Origin of the sequence: Shewanella canadensis, assembly GCF_003966225.1 — a bacterium.
Classification (GTDB): Bacteria; Pseudomonadota; Gammaproteobacteria; order Enterobacterales; family Shewanellaceae; genus Shewanella; species Shewanella canadensis.
In genome coordinates, this window is the sequence record NZ_RXNU01000002.1 from 415,280 (window position 1) to 441,245 (window position 25,966).

Genomic DNA, 25,966 nt, shown 5'->3' on the forward strand with positions numbered 1-25,966 from the left:
AGATATAACTCGTTAGAATAAAAACTGTTAGTTTTAATGTAAAAACACAGTTTCAATACGCGGTCGCTTGGGTTAACATGCGCCCGCTTTTTCCAACAGTGGAATAACCTAAATAGGTACACGGCAATGCCAGTAAACTCTATTTTGGGCGTGTTTGCAAAATCGCCAATTAAGCCTCTACAAGAGCATATAGACAAAGTGCACGATTGTGCATCGATACTTATCCCGTTTTTTGAGGCTACGGTAGCCGGAGATTGGGATAAAGCTGTTCAACTACGTAAGCAGATAAGCTACGCGGAAAGAGAAGCGGATTCACTAAAACGTGAAATACGTCTCACTCTTCCTGGTGGTCTGTTTATGCCTGTCGAACGTACCGATCTTCTGGAGCTTCTAACCCAGCAAGATAAAATCGCTAACAAGGCAAAAGATATCTCGGGTCGAATCATCGGCCGTCAGCTTCTCGTTCCTGAAGCTATACAAGAACCCTTCAAAGCTTACTTGCAACGCTGCATCGATGCAGTATCGCATGCCAAACAAGCAATCAACGAGCTCGATGACCTGTTAGAAACTGGTTTCCGTGGTCGAGAAGTCGATCTCGTTGCAAAAATGATCGCCGAACTCGATAAAATCGAGGAAGATACGGATGATCTTCAAATCAAGATCCGTCGTCAGCTGTTCGCTATCGAAAACGATATGAACCCTATCGATGTGATGTTCCTCTATAAGATAATTGAGTGGGTTGGCGACTTGGCAGATCTTGCCGAGCGAGTAGGTTCCCGCTTAGAGCTGATGCTAGCTCGCGTCTAACAACAAAGTTATCAAGGTAACAACATGGTTGATGTATTAGTCACCAACGGCCCAATGCTTATTGCAATTGCGGCTGCTTTTGGTTTTTTAATGGCATGGGGTATTGGCGCCAATGACGTAGCCAATGCAATGGGAACCTCAGTAGGTTCGAATGCGATTACGATTAAACAAGCGATCATCATTGCGATGATTTTTGAATTTGCCGGTGCTTATCTGGCAGGTGGTGAAGTAACCAGTACGATCCGTAAAGGGATTATCGATTCAGCATACTTTGTTGACTCGCCTGAACTGCTTGTATACGGCATGATATCGGCGCTGCTTGCAGCAGGTATCTGGCTTATTTCAGCGTCAGCGCTCGGTTGGCCTGTATCTACGACTCACTCAATTATCGGCGCCATCGTTGGTTTTGCGGCGGTGGGTGTAGGCACAGATGCAGTTGAATGGGGCAAAGTTGCGGGTATTGTCGGTTCTTGGGTCGTAACTCCGGCAATTTCAGGTTTTATCGCCTTCATGATTTTCCAGAGTGTACAGAAACTCATTTTCAATACTGAAGATCCACTGGAAAATGCCAAGCGTTATGTGCCTTTCTATATGGCACTGGCAGGCTTTGTCATGTCACTGGTGACCATCAAGAAGGGTCTTAAACATATCGGCCTGCACTTCAGCAGTGGTGAAGCCTATGCAATGGCCTTTGGTGTCGCGGTACTGGTTGGTATTGCCGGAATGTTTGCCATCAAGCGTCTCAAGATGAGCAAGAGCGCCGACCTTCAGACTCAGTTTGGTAACGTAGAGAAAGTCTTCGCTATCTTAATGGTTGTTACAGCGTGTTGTATGGCTTTTGCTCACGGCTCTAATGATGTTGCGAACGCTATTGGCCCATTGGCAGCCGTCGTTTCTGTTGTCAACAGTGGTGGCGATATAGCGGGTCAATCTTCATTAGTCTGGTGGATTTTGCCTCTCGGTGCCGTTGGTATCGTGTTGGGTCTGGCTATCTTTGGTAAGCGCGTAATGCAGACCATAGGTAAGAACATTACTCACCTGACTCCTAGCCGTGGTTTTGCTGCCGAACTGGCTGCCGCCTCTACTGTGGTTATTGCATCGGGTACCGGTCTTCCAATATCTACGACGCAAACCTTAGTCGGTGCGGTTTTAGGTGTGGGTATGGCTCGCGGTATTGCCGCGATTAATATCGGTGTAGTCAGAAATATCGTCGTATCTTGGGTTATCACGCTTCCAGCGGGTGCAGGACTGTCAATCATGTTCTTCTTCATGATTAAAGGCATCTTCAACTAAGATTCGATTAAACTCGGCTTTTAGCTCGATAAAGATAGTTAGATAAAAAGGGAAGCCATCAGGCTTCCCTTTTTGATTGTCTAATTTCAACCACTGAGTTACATTCGCAAAAAGGCTCCATCCAGATGCCTTTTTCGTCGGCCCTAAATACTCAGCAATCTGTCCCAGCACTTCGAGCTATCGGTATCACGACATCCAACTAACCCCTACATCAAAGTCTTGCATCAAAGCCTTGCAAAAAGCCCTGCAAATCCCTAGCATGTGGCTATATTTCTTCGATGAGAATTCAAAGTGTTAAGATTCTTTGCTTTAGTGGGACTGATGTTACTCTCTCCCAGCCTACTGGCTGAAGGCCAACCCCGTTATATCTCAGACCAGGTGTACCTCTATCTTCATGGCGGTCCCGGAACCCAATACCGCATTTTAGGCAGCATTGAAGCTGGACAAGCGATTTCTGTACTGGGTCAAAAAGAGGGAGATTACTCCAAGATCATCGACCATAAAGGCCGCGAAGGCTGGATTGAAACTAAGATGATTAGCGCTGACAAGAGCTTCCGTGAGCAGTTGCCGGAAGTTCAAGCCGAATTGGAAAAAACCAAGGCCGAACTCGAACAGGTGAACGACGCAAGTGACACTAGCTTCCAAGAGCTTCGCACGCTCAAGAGCCAGCTCGCTCAGGCAGAAAAGTCTCTCGAGCAGGCCAGCACCGAGCGTGATATTGCAACGACTAAGCTTGCCAGCATTGAAAAAAATGAGCGCTTCCAGATGTGGCAGGAGGGCGGACTGATTGCCGCTGCCGGCCTTTTACTGGGTATTATCTTGGTCTATCTACCAAGACCCAGACGTAAGCAGAAGAACCGCTGGTAATACCAATCGGTATAACACCTGAGTTCAAGCCCTTTTTAAAGAGCAAAAGCCAGTGCACTTAACGCACTGGCTTTTTCTTTATAGGCAAATCCCCGCCCTCTAATGACGTCAGCTCACACACTCCACCGACCAGATCAAACAAAGTTCACATACCGCATCACAATAGTGTCCCTCGTCACATTTTGAATGTATAATTGCGCGCGAAGATGTCAGATTGTATACAAAAAATAACAAGCATCTTAATACACTTACCGAGGCAGCTTTTCGGTAAGATTTTTCCTCAAGCAAACTGTCCCTTAACCGGCCCAGATGGAAGCGATTACTATGTTCAAAGCGAGTGAAGTTCTGACTGGTCACTATGACCAAGCTAATCTCGATGAGCTATTTACAGCCATCACCAATAACTACATTGTCGATGAAGATGAATATCTATCTGAACTTATCAAGCTCGTCCCTTCGAGTGACGATGAAATCCAGCGTGTTACCAAGCGTGCCCATGATTTAGTAGCCAAAGTTCGCCAATATGACAAGAAAGGCTTAATGGTTGGCATCGATGCCTTCCTGCAGCAGTACAGCCTGGACACACAGGAAGGTATTATCCTTATGTGTCTGGCCGAAGCCTTATTACGAATTCCAGACGGCGCGACGGCCGATGCACTTATCCAGGATAAACTTTCCGGGGCTAAGTGGGATGAGCATATGAGCAAGAGTGACTCTACGCTCGTCAACGCCTCTACCTGGGGCCTGATGCTGACCGGTAAAATCGTCACCCTGGATAAAGATATCGAGGGTAAACCCAGCAGCCTACTGAACCGTCTTGTCAATCGAGTCGGTGAGCCCGTTATCCGACAGGCGATGTTGGCAGCCATGAAAATAATGGGTAAACAGTTTGTTTTAGGTACCAGCATCAAAGATGGCCTGAAAAACAGCGAAGCGAACCGTAAGATTGGCTATACCCATAGTTACGATATGCTGGGTGAAGCCGCGCTGACCATAGTCGATGCAGACAAATATTTTAGTGAATATTCCGCTGCCATAGCCGCCCTTGGCGCACAAACCTATGATGAGAGTCTGGCGCCGCGCCCCACCATCTCCATCAAGCTCTCCGCATTGCACCCAAGATATGAAGTTGCCAACGAAGATCGCGTGCTGACCGAGCTTTATGACTCCTTAATCAAGCTGATTAAGAAAGGGCGTGAACTCAATGTCGGCATAGCGATCGATGCCGAAGAGATGGACAGACTCGAGCTGCACCTGAAACTCTTCCAGAAACTCTATAACTCCGACGCAGCTAAAGGCTGGGGACTGCTGGGTATCGTGGTACAGACCTATGCTAAACGTGGCCTTCCGGTGCTGTGCTGGCTGACACGCCTCGCCAAGGAGCAGGGCGATGAGATCCCGGTTCGCCTCGTGAAGGGTGCCTATTGGGACAGCGAGCTTAAGTGGGCACAACAGGCCGGTGAAGCGGGCTACTCACTGTTTACCCGAAAGGCAGGAACGGATGTCTCCTACCTTGCCTCGGCACGATACGTCCTGTCCGATGCGACCCGCGGTGCTATCTATCCTGAATTCGCGACTCATAATGCGCAATCTGTAGCCGCCATTATGGACATGGCCGGTGATCGCCGATTTGAATTCCAGCGCCTGCACGGCATGGGACAGGAGCTATATGACACCCTACTCGCCGAAAGTCCCGATACCCGTATTCGTATCTACGCCCCGATTGGTGAGCACAAGGAGCTACTGCCTTATCTGGTACGTCGCCTACTCGAAAACGGTGCCAATACCTCGTTTGTCCATAAGTTGGTCGACCCTAATGTCGCCATCGACTCACTGGTGGTTCACCCGATAAAGACACTTCTGAAGTATAAAACCCTATCTAATAATAAGATCGTTCAACCCGCCGATATTTTTGGCGCAGAGCGTAAAAACTCAAAGGGACTCAACATGAATATCATCTCTGAATCAGAGCCTTTCTTCGCTGCACTCGAGAAATTTAAAGACACTCAGTGGAACGTCGGACCTTTGGTCAATGGAGAGCTCTTAAGTGGAGAAACGAAAGAGGTCGTCAGCCCATTCGATACCACCAAGCTAGTGGGTAAAGTCGCCTTCGCTAATAATCAGGCCATAGAGCACGCCTTAGCGGGTGCCGATAACGCCTTCTCAAGCTGGTGTAACACCCCGGTTGAAATACGTGCCAATGCACTACAGAAACTGGCCGATCTTCTCGAAGAAAATCGTGAAGAGCTGATCGCACTCTGTACGCGAGAAGCAGGAAAGAGCATTCAGGACGGTATAGATGAAGTCCGTGAAGCGGTCGACTTCTGTCGCTACTATGCCGTACAAGCCAAGAAGATGATGGCCAAGCCGGAGCTGCTTCCTGGCCCGACAGGTGAGCTGAACGAGCTGTTCCTACAGGGTCGTGGCATCTTCGTCTGTATCAGCCCATGGAACTTCCCGCTGGCCATCTTCTTAGGCCAGGTTGCAGCGGCTCTTGCCGCCGGTAACACGGTCGTGGCTAAACCTGCCGAGCAGACCTCTATTGTCGGTTTCCGCGCCGTCCAGCTTGCCCATGAAGCGGGGATCCCGAAAGAGGTACTTCAGTTCCTCCCAGGAACAGGTGCGACAGTCGGTGCCGCTATCACCTCTGATGAGCGTATCGGTGGCGTCTGCTTCACCGGCTCTACGGGAACGGCTAAGCTGATTAACCGCACTCTGGCAAACCGCGAAGGCGCGATCATCCCACTTATCGCCGAGACAGGCGGTCAAAATGCCATGGTCGTCGACTCAACCTCTCAGCCTGAACAGGTGGTTCATGACGTTGTCGACTCATCATTTACCAGTGCCGGTCAGCGTTGCTCGGCGCTTCGCGTCCTCTTCCTACAGGAAGATATCGCTGACAGAGTTCTGGAGGTGATGAAAGGTGCCATGGATGAGCTCACTATTGGCGATCCAAGCTCGGTCAAAACCGATGTAGGGCCTGTGATCGACGCCACGGCACAGGCTAACCTTAATGCCCATATCGATCATATCAAGCAAGTTGGCACCCTGCTTAAGCAGCTGGAGCTACCTGCGGGTACCAAGAATGGCCACTTCGTTGCCCCGACGGCAGTTGAGATAGATTCCATCAAGGTGCTGGAGAAGGAGCATTTTGGTCCTATCCTGCACGTGATCCGCTACAAGGCCGCCGATCTGCATAAGGTGATCGATGAGATCAACAGCACCGGGTTCGGTCTGACCCTTGGCATACACAGCCGCAACGAAGGCCACGCCCTCGAACTAGCCAGCAAGGTCAAGGTAGGTAATGTCTACATCAACCGTAACCAGATCGGTGCGGTTGTTGGTGTTCAGCCATTCGGTGGACAAGGCCTGTCGGGCACGGGTCCTAAAGCCGGTGGTCCGCACTACCTGACGCGTTTTATCACCGAGAAGACCCGCACCAATAACATCACCGCCATTGGCGGGAATGCAACCCTACTTTCACTGGGTGACAGTGAAGAGTAACCGCTTACTCTAAACAAGCAGTCTAAAAACCAGGCCAAAGTGCCTGGTTTTTTTATCTCTTCCATTTATCTTCTATACTTGAGCTATTAATTCCAATCTGTATAACCTTTCTTTTATCGAGGGAGAAAATCATGAGCGATGACATTCTAGACTTGGATGAGGTCAGTGAAATATTAAATAAGCCATCGGCCACCATTAAACGCTATGCCAGAGAAAACTTACTCACCAATGTTGGCGAAGGGGGTGAGCTTAAGTTTAAGAAAGATGAAGTGATGCGCTATCTGGAGTTTTCAAAGCGTCTGGGATAGCCCCGACAAGGGGAGAAACACTCTCCTCCCGGTCGGTTCATTGAAACACCTGATATTTTACGGTCGCTAACCTAGCTTATGGTGCAGGCTCGCGTAATAGTCATCAGTTGCTAACAGGGATTCATGGGTTCCCGAGGCGCTAATTGTTCCCTGCTCCATCAAATGAATTCGATCCATCTGCGCCATGGCCGTTAATTTGTGGCTTATCATCAATAGGGTCTTATCGGCAGCAAACTCAAACAAGAGGGCTAAGATCTCCCGCTCGGTGCGTTTATCTAAGCCTTCGGTTGGCTCATCGAGCAGTAACAGGGGAGCATCGCGTAACAGGGCTCTGGCGACACCGATACGTCGCTGCTCACCGCCGGAGAGCTGCCTTCCGCCCTCACCTATCCAGGTATCCAGCGGTTTCTCTCCCTGAGTCAATGTTGTCAATCCAACCTTGTTTAACACCCGGATCAGTTTTTCATCATTTACCGCCTGCGCTTCCCGCCTCAGGGCACGCGTCGCCAGTGGCTGAGTCGGCTTCTGAGCTAAGGTGAGGTTACTCCTTAATGTGCCGCTGAACAGATAGATCCGTTGGCTGATAAGGGTGATCCCCTCCCTAAGGGAAGTTTCGCCAAACTCGGTAATATCCCGGCCATCGACACTGACGCTGCCCGATGTCGGTTGCCACTCTCTCGTGATAAGCGACAAGAGGCTGGATTTACCACAACCGGTCTGCCCCAGGAGTGCGACTTTCTCACCCGCCTTCACCGACAGGTCTATGCCTCGAAGGACGGTATGATCGGACCCTTCATCAGTCTCGGTGTCTCGATTAGTGCTGTTGGGCTGATAACTGAAGAAGATATCTTTGAGTAGCAACTCTCCCTTGGTGACCTTAGTGTCACAATCCTGATTAAACACGATATCAGGCTTCTGTTCCACCAACTCATTGACTCGCTTAGCCGCGGTCACACAGGCAGAGAGATGTTGAAAAGCGCCTGCGATAGGCATCAGCATCTCGATGCAGGCCATGGTCATAAATACCATCATGGCGAGCATTGGCCCGGGAGGCACATGCTCTCCTACACCAGAAGCGGCCATATAGAGCATGATGAGCACCGCCACGCCGTGGCATAAAATCAAACAAGCCTGACTCAAGGCGGTGACATTGGCCATCGCCGACTGGCTATTTAGCATGGCGGTTTCAGCTTTAGAGAGCTCGACTCTGAATCGATCGCTTGCGCCGAACAGAGTGATCTCAGCCTGTCCCTGTATAAACTCCAGCAACTGCACCCTGAAGTGCCGTTTAGCCTCGAGTTGCTCTATGCCGGGTTTTCTCCCCAAACGGTAGAAGATGAAGGGAAGCAGCAACCATACCGCCAATAAGATCCCACACAATGTCAGGGCTAGCTGAGCGTCAAACCAGCCGACAAAAAGATATAGGGCCCCCAGCATTAATAGCGAGGCGGCCATAGGGGTCAGTAACCTCAGATAGAGATGATCTAAGGTATCGATATCTGCGACTAATCGATTGAGCAGATCTCCCTGCCTTAGCCCCTGCAGGTTCTTGGCACTCAGAGGCAAAAGCTTACGCCAGGTCCAGCTTCTCAGCTGAGTCAACAACCTGAAGGTCGCTTCGTGGGTCGCGAGGCGTTCGCCATAGCGGCTCGCCGTACGGGCAATAGAGAGGAATCGAACCCCACCGGCGGGGGTGAAATAGTTAAAAGTTTGCGCCGTCACAACCGTTAAACCCGCAACCGCGGCGGCAGAGAGAAACCATCCCGACAGTGAAAGTAAACCGATCCCTGCCATCAAGGTCGTAATGCTGAGGAGTAAACCGGTAAACATCATCAACCACTGATGTTTAAACAACTTTATAAAAGGAAACAGCGCCTTCATCGGTTAAGCCCCTTAAGGTTAGTAAACTCATCATTGCTCTCTTCCTGCATCTGCTTAAACAGACCCTGACTCTGGTTTAACTCATCGAAACTCCCTCGCTCAACGACGAGTCCCCTATCCAGCACTAAGATGCTATCCATCGTGTGCAGCTGATCCAGCCTGTGAGTCACCATCAGGCAAGAGGTTCCCGACATCGCCTCCCTGAGCGCCATCTGTACCGCTTGTTCACTGTGATTATCCAGACTCGCCGTCGGTTCATCGAGAACAAACAGGGAAGCATCCTGCCCCAGGGCGCGGGCCAGAGCGATACGCTGCGCCTGTCCCACCGAGACGCCAGATGCCTGTTCGCCTATCGGGTGATTCAGCCCATGGGTTTGACGTTCGACGAAGTTCAAGACCTTAGCTTTCTCAAGCAAGGCCATCACGGTTTCATCGTCCATATCGGGCTTGCTCATGGCGACATTGTCACGAATGGTGCCATGAAACAGCTGCGGGTCCTGCCCCAGCCAAGCCAGGTGACGTCGCCATAGAGGTTTATTAAGTTCATTAAGCTCGACTCCATTCACCTTCAAGCTACCGCGATAGGGAAGAAAGCCCAGCAGAGCATTGAGCAGACTGGTTTTACCGGCTCCGCTTGGCCCCACTACGGCCATATGCTTGCCCGCGCTTAAATTGAAATCTACAGGCCCCAATAACTGAGTACCGTCGGGACTGTCGACGCACAGGGCATTTGCCTGAATCGATATTCCAGCCCTGAAGCTCTCTGTAATTAGCGAGTCGGCCAGCCCCTTAGCAAGCGGTGAATCACTTCCCGACACTCTGTCAGACTCGACTTCATGATTTAACAGCGCCATCAACTCTTCGGCGGCACCTATCGCCTGCGCCTTAGCATGGTAGTGGGTACCCATATCTCGTAGCGGTTGATAAAATTCGGGGGCAAGGATCAGCACAAACAGACCGGTAAACAGGGTGAGACCCGCGCCATAATGGCCGAAATTCAGGTGGTCCAGATAGCTGAAACCAAAGTAAACGGCGAGTACGGCAATGGATACTGCCGCAAAAAACTCCAACACGGCAGAGCTTAAGAATGCCAGCCTGAGTACCGACATGGTCCGCTCACGGAACTCCTCGGATGCGGTTTCGATAGCTTCACTCTCTGCATCGCCGCGATTAAACAGCTTGATGGTATTTAACCCCTTCATTCTGTCCATGAAGTGGCCACTGAGTTTAGCCAGGGCACTGAAATTCTTTCGGTTGGCATCGGCGGCACCCATGCCGACCAGTGCCATAAACATGGGAATGAGTGGCGCCGTCAACAAGAGGATCAATCCGGCGGCCCAATTAATGGGAAAAACAACCACGAGTATGGTGAGTGGTATAAAGGCCGCCAAAATGATCTGCGGCAGGTAACGGGCATAGAAATCATGCAAGTCTTCCACCTGCTCTAACACGATACTTGCCCAACTCCCCGCGGGTTTGCCTTTAATGAAGCAGGGGCCAAGCTCGGTCAATTTATCTAAAACCGCGCCACGGATCTGAACCCTAAGCCGTCTTCCCGCCTCGAAACTGACCCTCTCTCTTCCATAGGCCAACCCCGCCCGGATAAAGATGAGTCCCACAAGACAATAGAATTGGGTAGCAAACTGCTCTTTGGGCAGTTCCAAAATGATCAGTCCATGCAAAATGGTCGCAATCAGGTAGGCTTGAGCCACTAAGGATAAACCGGTCAACAGACCAAATAGCACTGTCAAATTAAGATAGAAGCCACAGGCTTGTTTCTGTTGTTTTAACCAGGAGGTGAGTACTTTTTCTAACGATTTGTCCATGCTTCTCCGGCAAGATAGCGAGTCATGACTTAGGATAAGCCACAGGGTGATGGGACGCAGTATCGCAGGCATCGATAGAGGAATAAAACGCCAGCTCCGTAATTGTTAACGGATTCACAAAAATTGAGCTAGATCAATAAAAGAGGGAACTAAAACGAAATTCTTAGCTGTAATAATGGGTGATTACTTTTGTAGGGTGGAGAGTTTTTAACGGCAAGAAAGCTAGCCAGACAAGCCTACTATTCAAAAAGGCAAAAAAAAGACCGGTGAGCATCTGCTCGACCAGCCATATTTTTTGACTCAGACTATCTTTAATCAGACAGTGCTTTAATCAGACAGTTCTTTGAAAACTGATGACGTATAAGCGTACTTACTTAGACGCTTCATCTGAAGCATAGTCATCGCTATCTTCATCGAAATCCTTGGCATTGTCGCTACCATCTGCGACGTCGCGAGCATCACGCCATACGTCTGCCGCTAACTCTTTAGCTGCAGTCGCTTCTGTACGCACTTCACGTTGCTTAGCTTTACGCTCATTTCGTTCCATCAACTTATCGAGGAAAGATTTAAGCTCTTTCTCACCCCAAGCAGTGGCTTCCGCTTCGGTTGCAAAACCTGTTTTTCTTTTCGAAACGATTGTCTTTCTCGCTGTCATACGACGAGTAATTTCAGCGGCCCACACATCTTTGTCTTGCACTATGCGGTAATCGAATTTCTTGGTTTGTGTCATGTTACTTATTTCCTACAGATAAAGTCTTATCGCACACCGATATGGGTAAGCGTTAAGTAAAAATTATTTCCAGCTTCCTCTATCCCAAGGCTCAAACATTGAGTCACAGGGATAGAAATAAATATTTGAGTAGATTTTGACTTGGCGACATGTCGCTAATCATCAACCTAAATGTCTTTCGGCGCACCAATATCACATTTTTTGCAATCGAGTGTATATCCAAGCATAGACGTTCTACCCTCTTCAGTTATCACCCAAGGCCTCACCACCCAAGGTGGCATATGTCTAACATGCTGATTATGCCCGCATGTTAGCCTGGCAACCCATTGGTTTTCATCATCTTTAAGGTAACTAACAATGGCTTGTTTCATAACATACAGAGACTGAAGGTGAATGTGCCACCGCATTGATAACCAGTTTTGAAGCGCTCAAAGCGGGAGATTAACACGTACAGAGTTTAAACAAAATGCTCCTTGCAACTTTAATCTTCGATTTCGGCTGAAAGTGAGTTAATTAGTTCAATCTATAGCGCACTCAAGAGGCTCATATGATTTATGGACAAAAAACGCACAACTAAAGCGGTCGACTTCATCCATTCTCTGCTTATTAATTAGCTCTTTTACCCCGTATCCTGTAAGATGCACGCCCGCCAGAGTCACTGGCTCCATGAATTCTGCTGTTTTAAAGCACCGAGAGACCAATCTATGAGTTTTACCTCCCTGGGGTTATCAGCCCCAATATTAAAAGCTGTTGCCCAAAAAGGTTACGATACACCTTCACCTATCCAAGCTCAGGCAATTCCCGCTGTGCTGGAAGGCAAGGATGTTATGGCCGCAGCTCAAACAGGTACAGGTAAAACGGCAGGCTTTACTCTGCCACTATTAGAGCTACTAACCAGAGGCAATCGTGCCCAAGCCAAACAAGTACGCGCGCTGGTATTAACTCCAACTCGTGAGCTCGCGGCTCAAGTCGCCGAGAGTGTCGAGACTTATGGTAAAAACCTGCCTCTACGTTCGGCAGTTGTTTTCGGTGGTGTAGGTATTGGCCCACAGATCTCTAAGTTAGGTAAAGGCGTAGATATTCTGGTTGCAACTCCGGGACGTCTGCTCGATCTATTCAATCAGCGTGCCCTGAACTTCAGTCAACTGGAAGTGTTGGTCCTAGATGAAGCCGACCGTATGTTAGATATGGGCTTTATTCATGACATCAAGAAAATTCTTAAAGTATTGCCAGCGAAGCGCCAGAACTTGATGTTCTCGGCAACCTTCTCTGATGATATCCGTAAACTGGCCAAAGGCTTAGTGAACAACCCTGTCGAAATTTCTGTTACGCCACGTAACGCTACGGCAAAAACCGTCGAGCAGTATATCTATCAGGTCGATCAGAAGCAGAAAACCGCTGCGCTGATCCATCTGATCAAACAAAATGACTGGAAACAGGTATTAGTATTCAGCCGCACTAAACATGGTGCAAACCGTATCGCTAAGAACCTCGAAGCTAATGACCTCACCGCTGCAGCCATTCACGGTAACAAGAGCCAAGGCGCACGTACTAAGGCCTTAGCTAACTTTAAGAGTGGTGAAGTTCGCGTACTCGTCGCAACCGATATTGCCGCCCGAGGTATCGATATCGATCAGCTACCTAATGTGGTTAACTTCGACCTGCCAAATGTACCCGAGGATTATGTTCATCGTATCGGCCGTACAGGACGTGCCGGCGCCGATGGTCAAGCGGTTTCGCTTGTCAGCGGTGATGAAAGCAAGCTACTCAGGGATATTGAGCGCTTAATTAAGCAAAAAATTCCTCGCAAAGAAGTTGAAGGCTTTGTGCCGACTCAAGTTGTAGCCGAAACCGATCTTAATGAGAGAAAGCATGGTCAAAACCGTGGTCCACGCAATGCCAATGGCAGAGGCAATGGTCGCTCAAACTCAGGTTCAAGAAACAACGACTCTCGTAGCAGCGCTTCACGTGGCTCATCGCGTAATGACTCTCGTAGCGACTCTCGTAGCGACTCTCGTAGCGAAAGTAGTCAAGGTGGCAGAGTAGAGCATAAAGACGGTCAACGCAGTGGTGATTCTGCTCGCGGGCATAAGCCAAATGATAGCAATGCCAGCCACAGTCGTCGTAGCTCAGGCTCTCAATCCCGCTCTGGCAATAGCGCGAGTTCAGCAGCGACTAAGCCAAGTTCAAATAGCAGCATCTGGGGAAAGTAGTGCATAGGTGCGAGCCACGAGTACGGCACTTAGTGCCTACGAGAAAACTCGCTGCAGCCTGATGATATCAAAGCCGTCATGCTGAACTTGTTTCAGCATCCAGCTTTTGAAATTAGCGCTAAGTTTTAAGATCAAAATAAGCAGAGTTCACGCTCTGCTTTTTTTTTGCCTTCATGTTAGCCTCTCATTGAGTATTGCATCACTGGATAACCCAAACTTGGTGCCGGTTAAATACCATATTCATACTGCCAGCCAGCTAGAGTGGTTGTGTATCAAAGATGATACCCCTCGTTATCCCGACACTCGACAGGGGTAGTCAGTCGCATCACTGACTTAGGATGTTTTCTCTGCTGTGTTTGGTTTTACCCGGAGTATTGAAGGTCGTACCTTCATGGTTGTTTATCGCTTGCAGCGAGATTAAGTTTACCCTTCCTTCGTATCCATGGATAAGCTTTTCCAAACTTCGTTTGGACTAAAGTCGCGGTACTCCGTACCACACCGGGCAAGGAGGACTGCTCGTCCTTATCCTCCTTGATTCTTCATAAACCAAAGTACCATGACGCCCCGGCGAAGTTACATGCATTGAGTACTGGCCTCATCGCTTATGGATAAATTGCTATCGCTTCCGATGGTACATCCTGCACCCCGAAAGCTAGCCAGACATCCATGTCCGGCTCACGCAATTTATTCCAACGCCCTTCGGCAACTTCCAACGGGGACATATCGTAGTCTGCTGCGACATAAGGTTCACTCAAAGTTATAAGTGTCACCGTTAAAGTACATAATTATTGGCTAAATATAGTTAAACGAAGTGCCTACTGAGCCGGTTCAACTACTGGATCCGATTTTAATGTCTTGTTGGTACCACTTTCGACATGTTCATTTAATTGGGGCTTAAGCCTGTTATATATATCATTCTTAACATCTTCTGGTACATGAGACACGCACTCATCGCTACTACTGTCTTTAACCCAACTATTAGCTTCCAAAATACAGTTAAAAGAAAACCAAGACGCTACAACATATAACCAATCACCTTTTAAAATTGATGATAAACCAACAAAAAATACAGATATTAATAAAGCCTTAATAACCCATCGACTCGCATGCAGTAAAGCCATTGAAGATCCGAAGGTAGAAAACTGCATGTTATTTGTATTTATGTATTCTTTGTGGAGAGTGTGCTTTACCACATCAATTTTTGAATACTCATGAAAAAGATGTGCACCACTATTTTTTGCTTTCTTGAAGATCAATCTAACTAACCAAGAAGAAAACAAAAATACTGCGGAACCTATTAAACTCTGCTCGAAAGGTGAATAGCTATTTATAACTTCTAAAATTGAACTCAAACTGAACTCCTTTTCCTCTGCTACTTATTACCTGGTTACCTGATCTATATCTGGTAAATATCTACAATTAAAAGTGGAATTCTGTAGCAAAAAATAAATTATTGACGCCATAGTTGTTTTTCATTTTACACGGCGCACTTTGGCTGAAGTGCCCGCTACTTGCATAACTTGACAACCACCTGGATCATAAATAAGAACTTCTGGTCGATGGGCATATTTGTACTCATATTTGTAATGAGACTGCTGCCAAACTTGCCCGTTAACTAACTCATATGATGTATCTCCCTCCCAACCTTTGAACTCGCCATTCACTCTGCTTTTGATCACTCCATCTATTTGTCGAATTGGAACAATTTCATTTTGACCATCAACTTGAATATAAAGTCTTCCATTGCCTTGAAGAATATTTACTCGAGGACAATAAGCATAGTGATACCAGTAGTTGTATTCATCTTGAACCCAACATGTTCCATCCATTAGCAAGAACAAAACTTCGTCATCAAAACCTTCAAATTCTCCATCGATTTGAGAGACATGAATAATTTCATATCCGTGCATAATTTCTCCTTTTAGAAAAATGAACTAAAAATTGTCATTAATGGAAATAGCCAACTATTGTTATCATTATTTATTAGTTTGTCAGCCTTGAGGTCTCGATAGTGGCAATTGATTCAGGGCGTTACTCTTCCTTATAAATTCATCATGACATTTCTGAGCAGCCACTTCGTCACGATAATATGCAGCATCACCAGAAACTATCTCTGACATTCGAGGTGCATACCAACTAGCCTTCCCTTTGAGCAAAGTACCATCACCTTCAAGTTGTAAAAGCTGTGTAATTATTCCAATTCTTTGCTGGTCAGTATGGGTAAGATTTAAAGTAATAAAACGCTCAGAGATATTCCCTTTAATGTTGTAAGTTTTTAAATCGTCAAAGTAATCATTATTTGGAGAAAGTGAGTGGACTGTAGCCTTACCTGTTATAACTTCGCATTCTTGACTTAGCTCCATTAGTGTTTTTTGAGCATTGGCATACTGATACCAAGCCCCATCTATTTTTGTACCTTTGTACATGACATGGCGATACCAAGGTATAAAGCTACTTACAAAAAGATTTTTTATCATCAGCAGTATTGAAGCAGTAATAAGACCTGATACAACACTTATAATAATATTTTCTGTTTCCGACATACTTTCTCCCTGTGGTAAGGCTTGCAGCTACATAGTGTGCATTCGCAGCCTTCTTTCTCAAAGCTACATACTAATGCCTAATCATCTCGACATCACACTTTGTATCTCTTTGACGCTACGCCCATTTTTCGTCCAATTCAATAGTCATTTCTTCCATATTTTTAGCTATTTAATGAAAAAGTGCGCCATATCAAATATTGGAAAGAACCAAATGATATTTGGGGTTACAACAGCTCCCCGTTGGAAGTTGCCGAAATACGTAGATAAAAATTCCGTAGAGCCATCATGGATGATGGCTCAGACTCGGGGCTACATGGATGTAGCATCTGAGTCGTTAGGTTATTTTTATTGGAGTATGAGGAGAACAACTTCGCCGGGGCGGCACGGGGTGATCCAAGAGGGGGATTGCTGTTGATCTCCCTCTTGGTCGGGTGTGGACGGAACGTCCACGACTTTCATCCAAACGAAGTTTGGAAAGCCTCTTCCTGCCAAGACTGGCAAAAATCAATGGCAACAAAAAAGGGAGCGACCTTAATCGCTCCCCTTCAAAGTTGAAACCTAGTCTCAACTATCAGACTATCTCATTTCCCATGCACGATAAGTGCGGCCTTTGAGTTTGCCGTTGGTGATCTTATGCAGGGCACGCTTAGCGGCTTTACGGTCAACCGCCACGTATGAGCGGAATTCGGTGATCTTGATCTTACCGACCTCTGAACCTTGAATGCCATCTTCGCCAGTTAGCGCACCTAAGATATCACCAGGGCGTACCTTATGCTTCTTACCACCATCGATCTGCAGGGTCACCATCTTAGGTTGAGTCGGGAAGGTATCGAGCAGATTCTCAGGCGGCAAGGCTTCGCTGACGATATCACGATCCAGATACTCTTCTAACAGCTTGATCTTATAGTCATCGTCATAGGTGTAGAAGGTAAAGGCGGCGCCCTTGCTGCCGGCGCGGCCGGTACGACCGATGCGGTGAATATGCACTTCGGTATCGAAGGCGAATTCGTAGTTAATCACCATGTCCAGCGCTTCGATATCCAGGCCTCGAGCGGCGACATCGGTTGCCACCATGACAGAGGCACTCTTGTTGGCAAACTGCATCAGGGTGATGTCTCTATCACGCTGCTCCAGATCGCCATGCAGAGCCACTACACTGAAACCATCGTTGGCCAGAGTCGCGGCCACGTCTTTGGTCTCACGCTTGGTATTACAAAATACAACGGCGCTCTCGGGTCTGTGCTGCAGTAACAACAGACGCAGGGCCTTCTGGCGATCCTTGTTGCTATCTATCTGATAGAAATGCTGATCGATACTGCTACTGTCGTGTGTCGATGCGACCTTGACCATTACAGGCTCGTACATGATCTCTTCGGCGATCTTTTGGATCTGCTTAGGGAAAGTCGCACTGAATAGCAAGGTCTGACGTTCACGTGGCATCTGGGCCATGATGTAGTCCAGATCAGGCAAGAAGCCCATCTCCAGCATGCGATCCGCTTCGTCCAGCACTAAGGTATTCACATCTTCGAGGCTTAAACGCTCACGTGACAGGTGATCGATAATTCGGCCTGGAGTACCAACAATAATATGTGCGCCATGTTCTAAAGAACCGATCTGCGGCCCCATAGGTACGCCGCCACATAGAGTCAAGACCTTGATATTGTGAATACCACGGGCAAGAGTACGGATCTCTTTCGCCACTTGATCGGCCAACTCACGAGTCGGGCACAATACCAAAGATTGAATACGGAAACGCTTTACGTTTAACTTGTGCAATAGACCCAAACCAAAGGCCGCCGTTTTACCTGAGCCGGTCTTACCCTGGCCGATAACATCTTCACCATTTAAGATCGCAGGTAAACTCTGCGCCTGAATTGGCGTCATCGAGTCGTAACCCATTGTTTTCAGGTTATCGAGTAGTTCAGGTTTTAGCGTTAATGTCGAAAATGACATATTATTCTCTGGCGATGAAGAGTCTGAATTTGGCGTTACTTGGCTCAAGGTCTATTCCTATTTTTATCACGACGAAACACTCGTCATGAAAGCGACTATCTATAAAGAACTAATCAAATAGTGCATCATTCAATAATAGACTAAACAATAGTCAACCATTCAAATGTAAGCTATTGATACATCGCTGATATAAATCGAATTTATCGAGCTAACTATCATCCTGTGAAATTGATGATATTTAAGCTCAATAATAATGGCCGTGATTATAGCAAGGTTTGATATGAGTTGCTCGTATCCTTGCCCCTGACTCTTCAAACCGGAAGGCTACTAAGATGCCTCTCCTCTATATAAGGGAGACAAAACTAATGATTACTGGGGCTGCTCCCCGCGTAGCGTCGAACCGATTCTATCTACCCACCAATCAATGGCATCTCTGGCATCATCTGTCGAATCAATCATGGTGCTCAGGTCCTTACTGCCCGCTTTTCTATCGATAACCGCGACGATAGGCTTACCTGAGTTAGCATCGCTTATCATCATCTCAATCGTGGCACTACCGACATTGGTGTGCTCTCCGGTCACAACTTTAGAGATAGTGGAGATCCCGAGCCCAAAGGGAAGCAGGCTACTGGTGACCGCCAAGATAGGGTTAGGCGTTTCTATGTTGGTCAATGCAACGCTGATCCTTAATGTCTTTCCCTTGGGGCTATCCACAAGCTCAAAACGCGTCGCGGCCTTCTGTTTTATCTTTTCGACCAGATACTCAGACACGCCGATAACCTCCTGTTCCGATAGATTATCGTAGCGGGTCTTATCATCCAGAACTAACCAGACCTGATCGACGATAACGCTATCGTATTGCCCCAGAATCTCATTGAGATCTTTGATGCTCTTAATACCCGGTTTGGCCCAGATAAGGTCGCTGCCACCTTCCGGTCCCGGCCTGAAGTCATCGAAGCTTTTAAACATCTGTGATTGACGATAATCCTGAACGACACCACAGCCGCTTAATAGCATTACAAGTACACTTACAGCTAAACTCAGTGCGATTCGACAAGATTTCATAAAATTCCTATTTAACAAATTCAAAACTGATTTAAAACTAAGTCAAAACTAATAAAAGCACGACTAACTCAAGTGCTAGCTAAAGTGCTTCATATAAGCACGTCTACACAAGTGTCTAGTCATGGTAACACAGGTGTCTGAATTTCGCTCAATGAAATGACACGCCAAAAGCCAGCCCCTAACTCATTGCTACTCATCGAATCTCTTGTGAATCGCAGCATAGCTCCAGCTCTCTCTCGGCCTCTCTGCAGAAAAGTAGCAAAACAAGGCAAAAAAAAGCCCCGAATATTCGGGGCTTTCAGTAACGAGTCTATCGCGACACTAGGCTAAATGAATCTAGGCCGTAGCGAGCTCAGCCTCTTCGATCTTATTCGCATCTAAGCGCTTAATCACGACGCCATAGATAATCAAGGAAACGGCAGAAACCGTTGCGATACCGGCAAAGAAGTACCAGATGTAATGTGCATGCGATGCCGCAGACGCCCATTCAACATGGGTATCGAAGTTACGAGGATCCGGGCAGTATGCCTCTAACAGGTATCCGGACAGACCGAAGCCTAATAGCGAACTGATGAAGGAGTGCAGATGAGAAAAACCAAGGTAGAGCCCCTCCTCTCCCTTAGGTGCCTGCAGTGAGAAGTATTCGAGGAAGCGCGGTGAGATGAAACACTCAGCCAAGCCCTGGAACACGATACCGATAATCATCATAGCCGCAATAGGATGCATGCCTAAGATAGTTTCGGTGCCCGCAAACATATTACCCGATGCCATAAGCAGCGCCGAAAATGGCATGATAAACATACCTATAGTCATCGAAGAGAGCGCACTACGTTTGCTCATCATGGCAGTCACCAGACTGACCGACAGGAATACCACTAACGGGTTTACGTTGGCATACCAAGATGGAGATGACCCTTCACCCGCCATACGCAATACGTACTTAGGCATAGTCGCATACAGCTGATGCTGTACCATCCAGAAACCACTGATGATAACGGTCAGTGAGATTAATCGACCATTACTCAGTACTCTGGTAAGTGCAGCCCATATTTCAGCCAGAGACTTTCCTTCGCTGTTGGTCTCGGCATTCTTGAAGAAGATAAAGATACTGAAAAACGCGATAAGCGTCATGCTCGCCGCGAAATAGTTCAGGTTGATTAACCCGAGATCGCCCATTGACTCACGCAGAGGTTTAACCACAGTTTTACCCGAGAAGGCACCGATATTGACCATCATGTAGAAGATGGAGAAGCCTTTAGCGCGGTTAGCCGTAGTCGTACATTTAGCCACAGTAGCGGTGATCACCGCCTTGATAAATGAACCACCAATCATGATAACGATAAGAATAGGCACTATTGCCCAACGAATATCGGCCTCTTTCAGCCCGTGATAGGTCGCCTCTTTACCATATTCAACCAGTCCTTGTCCCTCTAGCAATGCAGGGAAGAGAGCTAGACCGGAGTAACCTATGGTAAGCAGACCGAAGGCCAGCAGTAATGCTCCCCTGAAGCCTATTTTATCTGCGAGTGCGCCACTAAAGGTCGGCAGAAAATAGAGGCCCGCTGAGAATGAACCGGCAAGCCATGCGGCCTCCACATCGCTAAATCCTAAGATTCGTGACAAATAAAGGGTGATCACAATGAACACGCCATAATAGGCGGCGCGCTCTAAAAGTTCGACACCATTGGCAATCCAAAACATCTTTGGAAAACCCTGCTGCGTCGATGAGGACGTATTGTTAGTCATTTTATTTTATTCCAGATCTGAAGTTGTTATCTGCATCAACATATTATCTAGCCCGTGATGACGCAATTGTGACAATATCTATTCTATCTCGATTCTATCTCTATTCGTCTGAGGCCTGAGTTTCGTGCCGATTGAAGACACGACTCCAACCAATATGAAACTCATATACATCGACTTCTGACCGATGCGCCCCGAACAAGGCCTGACATGCCCCAAAAGATTTAACGCGGGATTCTATCATGATTTTGTTAATGACAAGACAGTTAATGCGCCATATTGAGCGCGCTACACGCCAAACTTATTAACAAAAAGCCATGCCAACTAACAATAAATCTGAGTTAACATCTGATTGTAGGCGTATTAATGCTTGCTCAACCTTTCTACAGCAAATCGATATTTCTTCAGACAAGAGCGCCAAGCCTCGATTATCGGGCTAAATAGCGTTACCCTTTGCCCAAAGTAGCCACATGAAGACCAACCCAATGACTAAACCTAATATCAGCAAACAGCAACTCATCGACATGCTCAAATCCTGGGGAGAGCAGAAGATCACCGCGGATCAGCTTCAGGACTGGATGGTCACCAACTACGATCCGGATGAGACAGATATAGGCAAGGGTGAGCCGGAGTGGACTGTCGAAGCGATGAATATCGTGATGAATGAATATGAGATAGCCAAGCAGGAGAAGTTTCGCCTCGAAAACTACATGCTGGCCATCGAGTTTATTCAGGCCGATGAGTCACACTTTAACCAGACCCGTCATCTGTTTCTACGCGAAGGATTTAGCGATTAATTCCCCATTTATCAGCCTAAACTGAGAGCTAACTCTTAGCAGCCCCCCTAAAATCTAACGTTAGGGAGTGACTAAGCTATTATTTAACAACACTAATGCCCGCTGTCTCCTATACTTATTTCAGATTAGGAGACATGCCAATGTTAAAACTGAATATTCGCCGCAAAGTGGTCTTAACGACCTTAGCTTCCGTTGTACTTTCTATACTGATCATCAGCATCTATTCGCTCAGTACCAGCCGTAGTATTATCCTCGAAAGCACCCTGGAAAGAGAGCTGCCGGCAGTCTTAGGCGAGGTGGCTAACGACATTCACGCCCAACTCTTGATGCCGATAACGATCAGCAAGGTGATGGCAAATAACATCGACTATCAGGATGTAATTCGTCGGGGGGACACCCCGGATACCCATGAGGCGATCGACAATTACCTCACTAATATCCAGCAAAAGTTTGACACCATCACCGCCTTCCTGGTCTCGGGCAATAGCGGCCGTTACTTCATCCCCGGTGGCATACTGAAAACCATCTCCGAGTCCGACTCGAGCGACCAGTGGTTTTACAACTTTATGAAGAGTGGCAAACAGTACTCTCTTAGTTTAGATGTCGATGAGTCGAATCAGATCCCTACGCTGTTTATTAACTACTTAATGACGATTGACGGAAAACCCAGTGCCGTGGCTGGTGTGGGCCTGTCGCTTTCAAGTATGGCCTCCAGCATTAAACAGTACCATATTGGCACCCATGGTCAGGTCTTTCTGGTCGATGGCAACGGCACCATCAAGATCCACCCAGACAGCGGTTATAGCGGCAAGCAGTTGAGTAGTTTAGGTGAGATAGATACTGAATCACTGTTTAAAGAGCAGGATTTCGCCACCACAGAGTATTCCGATAACGGCAAAGAGATGTTGGTCGCGAGTCGATACCTGCCCGATATCGGTTGGTATCTTATCGCTCAGATCCCCCGGGATGAGATCTTTGGCACCTTAGACGACGCCACCTGGTCTGTGGTTATTATGGGCATCGTGATCGCCCTCTTCTTTATGGCTGTCAGCATGTGGCTGATAAACCACCTACTCTCTCCCTTTGGGGAGCTGGCTAAGATGCTTAAAGCCATTGGCGAGGGCGAAGGCGATCTCACACTCAGGCTCGATGACTCCCGTCAGGATGAGACCGGTAACATGGCACAGGGATATAATCACTTCGTCGACTATCTCAGCCGCACCCTGCAAAGCGTGTCGGCGACAGGAAGTGACCTCTTTGAGGCCGTCGATCGTATCGATAACCAAGCTAAGCATATGGAGCATGAGATAAACGAGCAGGTGAGCAAGATAGAGCAGATAGCGACCGCAATTCATGAGATGGGGATGACGGCTGAGGAGATAGCCGGGAGTGCTAATAACGCCGCAGAAAATGCCTCTGTCGCCGAGGAAGCCGTGGTACTGGGTAACAGTTCTGTTCAAAAAACCATTACCAGTGTGGCAACCATGAGCGAGCAACTGCAAAATACCAGCTCGACCATCAGCAAACTCGCCGAAGATGCAAGCTCCATCGATACCGTTCTCGAAGTTATCCGCGGGGTCTCTGAGCAGACCAACCTGCTGGCACTCAACGCCGCCATCGAAGCTGCCCGAGCAGGTGAACAGGGACGAGGCTTTGCCGTGGTCGCCGATGAGGTCAGAACATTAGCCTCACGCAGTCACGCCTCAACCGAAGAGATCCGCAATATTATCGAGCAACTGCAGGAGAGAACCAATGAAGCAGTCAAGGCGATAGAGCAAAGTACCGAGTTGAGTACAAACAGCCAACAGGAAGCGACCTCTTCCGGTGAGCACCTACAGAGCATCTCAGACAATATCAAGGCGATGAACGAGATGAGCGTACAGATCGCCACGGCTACCGGTGAGCAATCGAATGTGGTGGGGGAGATCAATCCCCATGTCACCGCTATCGCCGATATCTCCCGCACCAGTAGTCAGGTGGTGCAGCAGACCTCAGTCGATTGCAGCGATCTCAGGGAGATGGCAGTACAACTCAATGAGTTGGTGTCACGATTTAAGTTTTAAGTAGAAAAGTCCCGAGGTTCTAGGTTCTAGTAACCTAGAACCTTATTTTTAAGGCTTAAATACGCCTATCACATCGCCGGTGGCTTTCTTAGCCACCTTTTCATCGGTCTGCTGCTCACTGTAATCACAGTCGATACACTCTACCGTTTCGACACCGTTAATCTTAAACAGGACTATGCTATCCATCGCCTTACATTTAGGACACTTAGCACCGGCAACAAAACGTCTCTTCACTCTAGCTTCAGCCACTTAATTCTCAACCTTTGATTGGGGTCACTGCTCAATAGGCCCCCATTTTGCCATAAACAAAGCCAAATCGCCGTATTGTTCGTCACTTTTACTCTGTTTGTCGCGCAGTTTGTGGCTCCGTTTGTGGTAATGATGGTCATTTGTGAGATATCATCAGCCCAATTGTCTCCAGAACATCACCAAGTCGTACTCCATGATATCCATCAATCAAGCACAGTTGATCCGCGGCAGTAAAACGCTTCTGGATGAAACCTCTCTTACGATTTATCCGGGCCACAAAGTGGGCTTAGTCGGTGCTAACGGCACAGGAAAATCATCACTCCTCGCGTTAATACTTGGCAAAATAAGCTTAGATAAAGGTGATATTAGTCTGCCCAGTGGCTGGCAGATAGCAACAGTTGCTCAGGAAACGCCCGCCCTTGACGTATCGGCACTCGAATATGTTATCGATGGTGATGTTGAGTATCGCGAGCTTGAAAGGCAACTTCACCAAGCTCAGGCCGATGACAATGGTAATGCTATTGCCCACCTGCACGGAAAAATTGATGCCATTGGCGGCTATGCTATTCGCTCACGAGCAGCCAGCCTGTTAGCCGGCCTGGGATTCAGTGAAGCGGAGCAGTCCAATCCGGTCAGGAGTTTTTCGGGTGGTTGGCGTATGCGCCTCAACCTGGCTCAAGCGCTGCTGTGTCGCTCAGATCTCTTGCTACTCGATGAGCCAACCAACCACCTTGACTTAGATACCATGTATTGGCTCGAAGGATGGATCAAAGCCTATCAGGGTACGCTCATCTTGATCAGCCACGACAGAGACTTTATTGATGGCATCGTCACTGAGATCATCCATGTCGAAAACCATAAGCTCAACTATTACAAAGGCAATTATACCGCCTTCGAGCGGATCCGTGCCGAACGTATGGCGCAACAGCAGGTCGCCTTCGAGCGCCAGCAGAAAGAACGGGCTCATATGCAGTCCTTTGTCGACCGATTCCGCTACAAGGCCAGTAAAGCAAAACAAGCACAGAGTCGCCTCAAAGCATTGGAGCGTATGGCAGAACTGTTACCGTCACAGGCTGACAGTCAATTTCATATGGCATTTCTTGAGCCAGAAACACTGCCAAACCCTCTCGTCACCATGGAAAATGTGTCTGTGGGTTATGGCGACACAGAGATCTTAAAAAGCGTTCAACTGAACCTGGTTCCCGGCGCGCGTATCGGCCTGCTCGGACGCAACGGCGCGGGTAAGTCGACGCTGATTAAATTACTCTCCGAAGAACTCTCCCCGATGAAGGGAAAGTACGAGACCAATCCCGGTCTCAATATCGGCTATTTCGCACAGCACCAACTCGAGAGCCTTCGCCTCGATGACACCCCACTTCAGCACCTGTCACGGCTGGCCCCGACGACACGAGAGCAGGAGCTGAGAAACTTCCTCGGTTGTTATGGCTTCAATGGTGACATGGTGTTATCCCCCGTCCGTCCTTTTTCCGGCGGAGAGAAGGCCAGATTAGTATTGGCATTATTGGTATGGCAACGTCCTAACCTTCTGCTTCTCGATGAGCCAACCAACCATCTGGATCTTGAGATGCGCCATGCACTGACGATGGCGTTGCAATCATTCGAGGGGGCGATGATTATCGTATCCCACGACAGACACCTGCTCAGACTCAGTTGCAGCGATTACTATCTGGTCGACGGCGGTCAAGTGCGAAGTTTCGATGGCGACCTCGATGATTATCATCAATGGCTTCTCGATGCAGCCAAGTCGGCAAACAGAGAGGAGGCTAGCCTGGAGGCTAAACCTGCTCAGGATAAGAAGCTACAGAAGCGTTTAGAGGCGGAGTTGCGCCAAAAACTATCGCCGATGCGAAAGGTTCAGCTCAAGCTCGAGAAAGCGCAGCAAAAATCGAGTATCCGTTTATCTGAACTCGAAGAGATGCTGGCCGACATGAGTTTGTATGAGGCAGAAAATAAGGCTAAATTAACTCAGGTCTTAAGTGAACGAACTCAGCTCACCCAAGCATTGGAGGAGAGTGAGATGGAATGGTTAGAGGTTCAGGAGTCTATCGAAGAGATTGAACAAGAGGTTCGTTCAGCTCTCTGATACTAACTCAGACTATAGCG

Annotated in this window: 21 protein-coding genes; 9 read left to right on the forward strand and 12 right to left on the reverse strand. The window is 47.9% G+C overall.

Going from position 1 to position 25,966, the window contains the following annotated elements:
• The first annotated feature begins 126 nt into the window (after positions 1-126).
• From EKG38_RS05310 to EKG38_RS05330, 5 genes are all read left to right on the forward strand, one after another.
• On the forward strand, positions 127-807 hold the full coding sequence (locus EKG38_RS05310) for a TIGR00153 family protein (RefSeq protein WP_126519212.1): 681 nt from the start codon (positions 127-129) through the stop codon (positions 805-807).
• Between the two features lie 24 nt (positions 808-831).
• Positions 832-2,100, forward strand: coding sequence for an inorganic phosphate transporter (locus EKG38_RS05315; RefSeq protein WP_126519213.1), 1,269 nt, complete (start codon positions 832-834; stop codon positions 2,098-2,100).
• 291 nt (positions 2,101-2,391) lie between these two features.
• Positions 2,392-2,967, forward strand: coding sequence for a TIGR04211 family SH3 domain-containing protein (locus EKG38_RS05320; RefSeq protein WP_439332643.1), 576 nt, complete (start codon positions 2,392-2,394; stop codon positions 2,965-2,967).
• A gap of 309 nt (positions 2,968-3,276) precedes the next feature.
• Positions 3,277-6,471: a bifunctional proline dehydrogenase/L-glutamate gamma-semialdehyde dehydrogenase PutA gene (gene putA, locus EKG38_RS05325; RefSeq protein WP_185826781.1), complete on the forward strand. Its 3,195-nt coding sequence runs from the start codon at positions 3,277-3,279 to the stop codon at positions 6,469-6,471.
• A gap of 131 nt (positions 6,472-6,602) precedes the next feature.
• A complete protein-coding gene (locus tag EKG38_RS05330; RefSeq protein WP_126519215.1) occupies positions 6,603-6,779 on the forward strand; it encodes a helix-turn-helix domain-containing protein in 177 nt (58 codons plus the stop codon).
• Positions 6,780-6,845: 66 nt separating this feature from the next.
• On the opposite strand, the gene cydC is transcribed toward EKG38_RS05330, so the two are convergent.
• The 4 genes from cydC to EKG38_RS05350 all read right to left on the reverse strand — a co-directional run bounded on the left by cydC (position 6,846) and on the right by EKG38_RS05350 (position 11,587).
• Positions 6,846-8,660 carry a heme ABC transporter ATP-binding protein/permease CydC gene (gene cydC, locus EKG38_RS05335; RefSeq protein ID WP_126519216.1) on the reverse strand — a complete coding sequence of 605 codons (1,815 nt, stop codon included), beginning with the start codon at positions 8,658-8,660 and terminating at the stop codon, positions 6,846-6,848.
• Positions 8,657-10,486 carry a heme ABC transporter permease/ATP-binding protein CydD gene (gene cydD / locus EKG38_RS05340; protein WP_126519217.1) on the reverse strand — a complete coding sequence of 610 codons (1,830 nt, stop codon included), beginning with the start codon at positions 10,484-10,486 and terminating at the stop codon, positions 8,657-8,659. Before cydD ends, cydC begins: the two co-directional genes overlap by 4 nt.
• Before the next feature lie 370 nt (positions 10,487-10,856).
• On the reverse strand, positions 10,857-11,216 hold the full coding sequence (locus tag EKG38_RS05345; protein WP_126519218.1) for a DUF3622 domain-containing protein: 360 nt from the start codon (positions 11,214-11,216) through the stop codon (positions 10,857-10,859).
• A 167-nt stretch (positions 11,217-11,383) separates the two neighbouring features.
• Complete coding sequence (locus EKG38_RS05350) at positions 11,384-11,587, reverse strand: DUF3565 domain-containing protein (protein ID WP_126519410.1); 204 nt, start codon at positions 11,585-11,587, stop codon at positions 11,384-11,386.
• 333 nt (positions 11,588-11,920) lie between these two features.
• Here EKG38_RS05350 and EKG38_RS05355 point away from each other — a divergent pair, with 333 nt between their 5' ends.
• Positions 11,921-13,429 (forward strand): DEAD/DEAH box helicase, encoded by a 1,509-nt coding sequence (locus EKG38_RS05355; protein ID WP_126519219.1) that lies wholly within the window; start codon positions 11,921-11,923, stop codon positions 13,427-13,429.
• Between the two features lie 602 nt (positions 13,430-14,031).
• Here the strand turns inward: EKG38_RS05355 and EKG38_RS24880 are convergent.
• The 7 genes from EKG38_RS24880 to EKG38_RS05385 all read right to left on the reverse strand — a co-directional run bounded on the left by EKG38_RS24880 (position 14,032) and on the right by EKG38_RS05385 (position 20,736).
• Entirely contained in the window at positions 14,032-14,199 is a 168-nt protein-coding gene (locus EKG38_RS24880; RefSeq protein ID WP_185826782.1) for a hypothetical protein, read from the reverse strand.
• Between the two features lie 45 nt (positions 14,200-14,244).
• Positions 14,245-14,781 carry a V3/V1b-type arginine vasotocin receptor gene (locus EKG38_RS05360; RefSeq protein WP_126519220.1) on the reverse strand — a complete coding sequence of 179 codons (537 nt, stop codon included), beginning with the start codon at positions 14,779-14,781 and terminating at the stop codon, positions 14,245-14,247.
• Between the two features lie 120 nt (positions 14,782-14,901).
• Positions 14,902-15,339 (reverse strand): hypothetical protein, encoded by a 438-nt coding sequence (locus tag EKG38_RS05365; RefSeq protein WP_126519221.1) that lies wholly within the window; start codon positions 15,337-15,339, stop codon positions 14,902-14,904.
• Positions 15,340-15,420: 81 nt separating this feature from the next.
• Complete coding sequence (locus EKG38_RS05370) at positions 15,421-15,972, reverse strand: hypothetical protein (RefSeq protein ID WP_126519222.1); 552 nt, start codon at positions 15,970-15,972, stop codon at positions 15,421-15,423.
• A gap of 576 nt (positions 15,973-16,548) precedes the next feature.
• Positions 16,549-17,925 (reverse strand): ATP-dependent RNA helicase DbpA, encoded by a 1,377-nt coding sequence (gene dbpA, locus EKG38_RS05375; protein WP_126519411.1) that lies wholly within the window; start codon positions 17,923-17,925, stop codon positions 16,549-16,551.
• A 369-nt stretch (positions 17,926-18,294) separates the two neighbouring features.
• Positions 18,295-18,990, reverse strand: coding sequence for a DUF3313 domain-containing protein (locus tag EKG38_RS05380; RefSeq protein WP_126519223.1), 696 nt, complete (start codon positions 18,988-18,990; stop codon positions 18,295-18,297).
• A 336-nt stretch (positions 18,991-19,326) separates the two neighbouring features.
• Entirely contained in the window at positions 19,327-20,736 is a 1,410-nt protein-coding gene (locus EKG38_RS05385) for an MFS transporter (protein WP_126519224.1), read from the reverse strand.
• Positions 20,737-21,218: 482 nt separating this feature from the next.
• Here EKG38_RS05385 and EKG38_RS05390 point away from each other — a divergent pair, with 482 nt between their 5' ends.
• Both EKG38_RS05390 and EKG38_RS05395 read left to right on the forward strand, forming a co-directional pair.
• On the forward strand, positions 21,219-21,530 hold the full coding sequence (locus EKG38_RS05390; protein WP_126519412.1) for a hypothetical protein: 312 nt from the start codon (positions 21,219-21,221) through the stop codon (positions 21,528-21,530).
• Between the two features lie 140 nt (positions 21,531-21,670).
• A complete protein-coding gene (locus EKG38_RS05395; protein ID WP_126519225.1) occupies positions 21,671-23,593 on the forward strand; it encodes a methyl-accepting chemotaxis protein in 1,923 nt (640 codons plus the stop codon).
• Between the two features lie 48 nt (positions 23,594-23,641).
• Here EKG38_RS05395 and EKG38_RS05400 read toward each other — a convergent pair whose 3' ends face one another.
• Positions 23,642-23,842 (reverse strand): YheV family putative zinc ribbon protein, encoded by a 201-nt coding sequence (locus tag EKG38_RS05400; protein WP_126519226.1) that lies wholly within the window; start codon positions 23,840-23,842, stop codon positions 23,642-23,644.
• Between the two features lie 193 nt (positions 23,843-24,035).
• Here EKG38_RS05400 and EKG38_RS05405 point away from each other — a divergent pair, with 193 nt between their 5' ends.
• The gene (locus EKG38_RS05405) at positions 24,036-25,946 is read left to right on the forward strand and encodes an ABC transporter ATP-binding protein (protein WP_126519227.1); all 1,911 of its coding nucleotides are present in this window, start codon (positions 24,036-24,038) and stop codon (positions 25,944-25,946) included.
• The last annotated feature ends 20 nt before the right edge of the window (positions 25,947-25,966 follow it).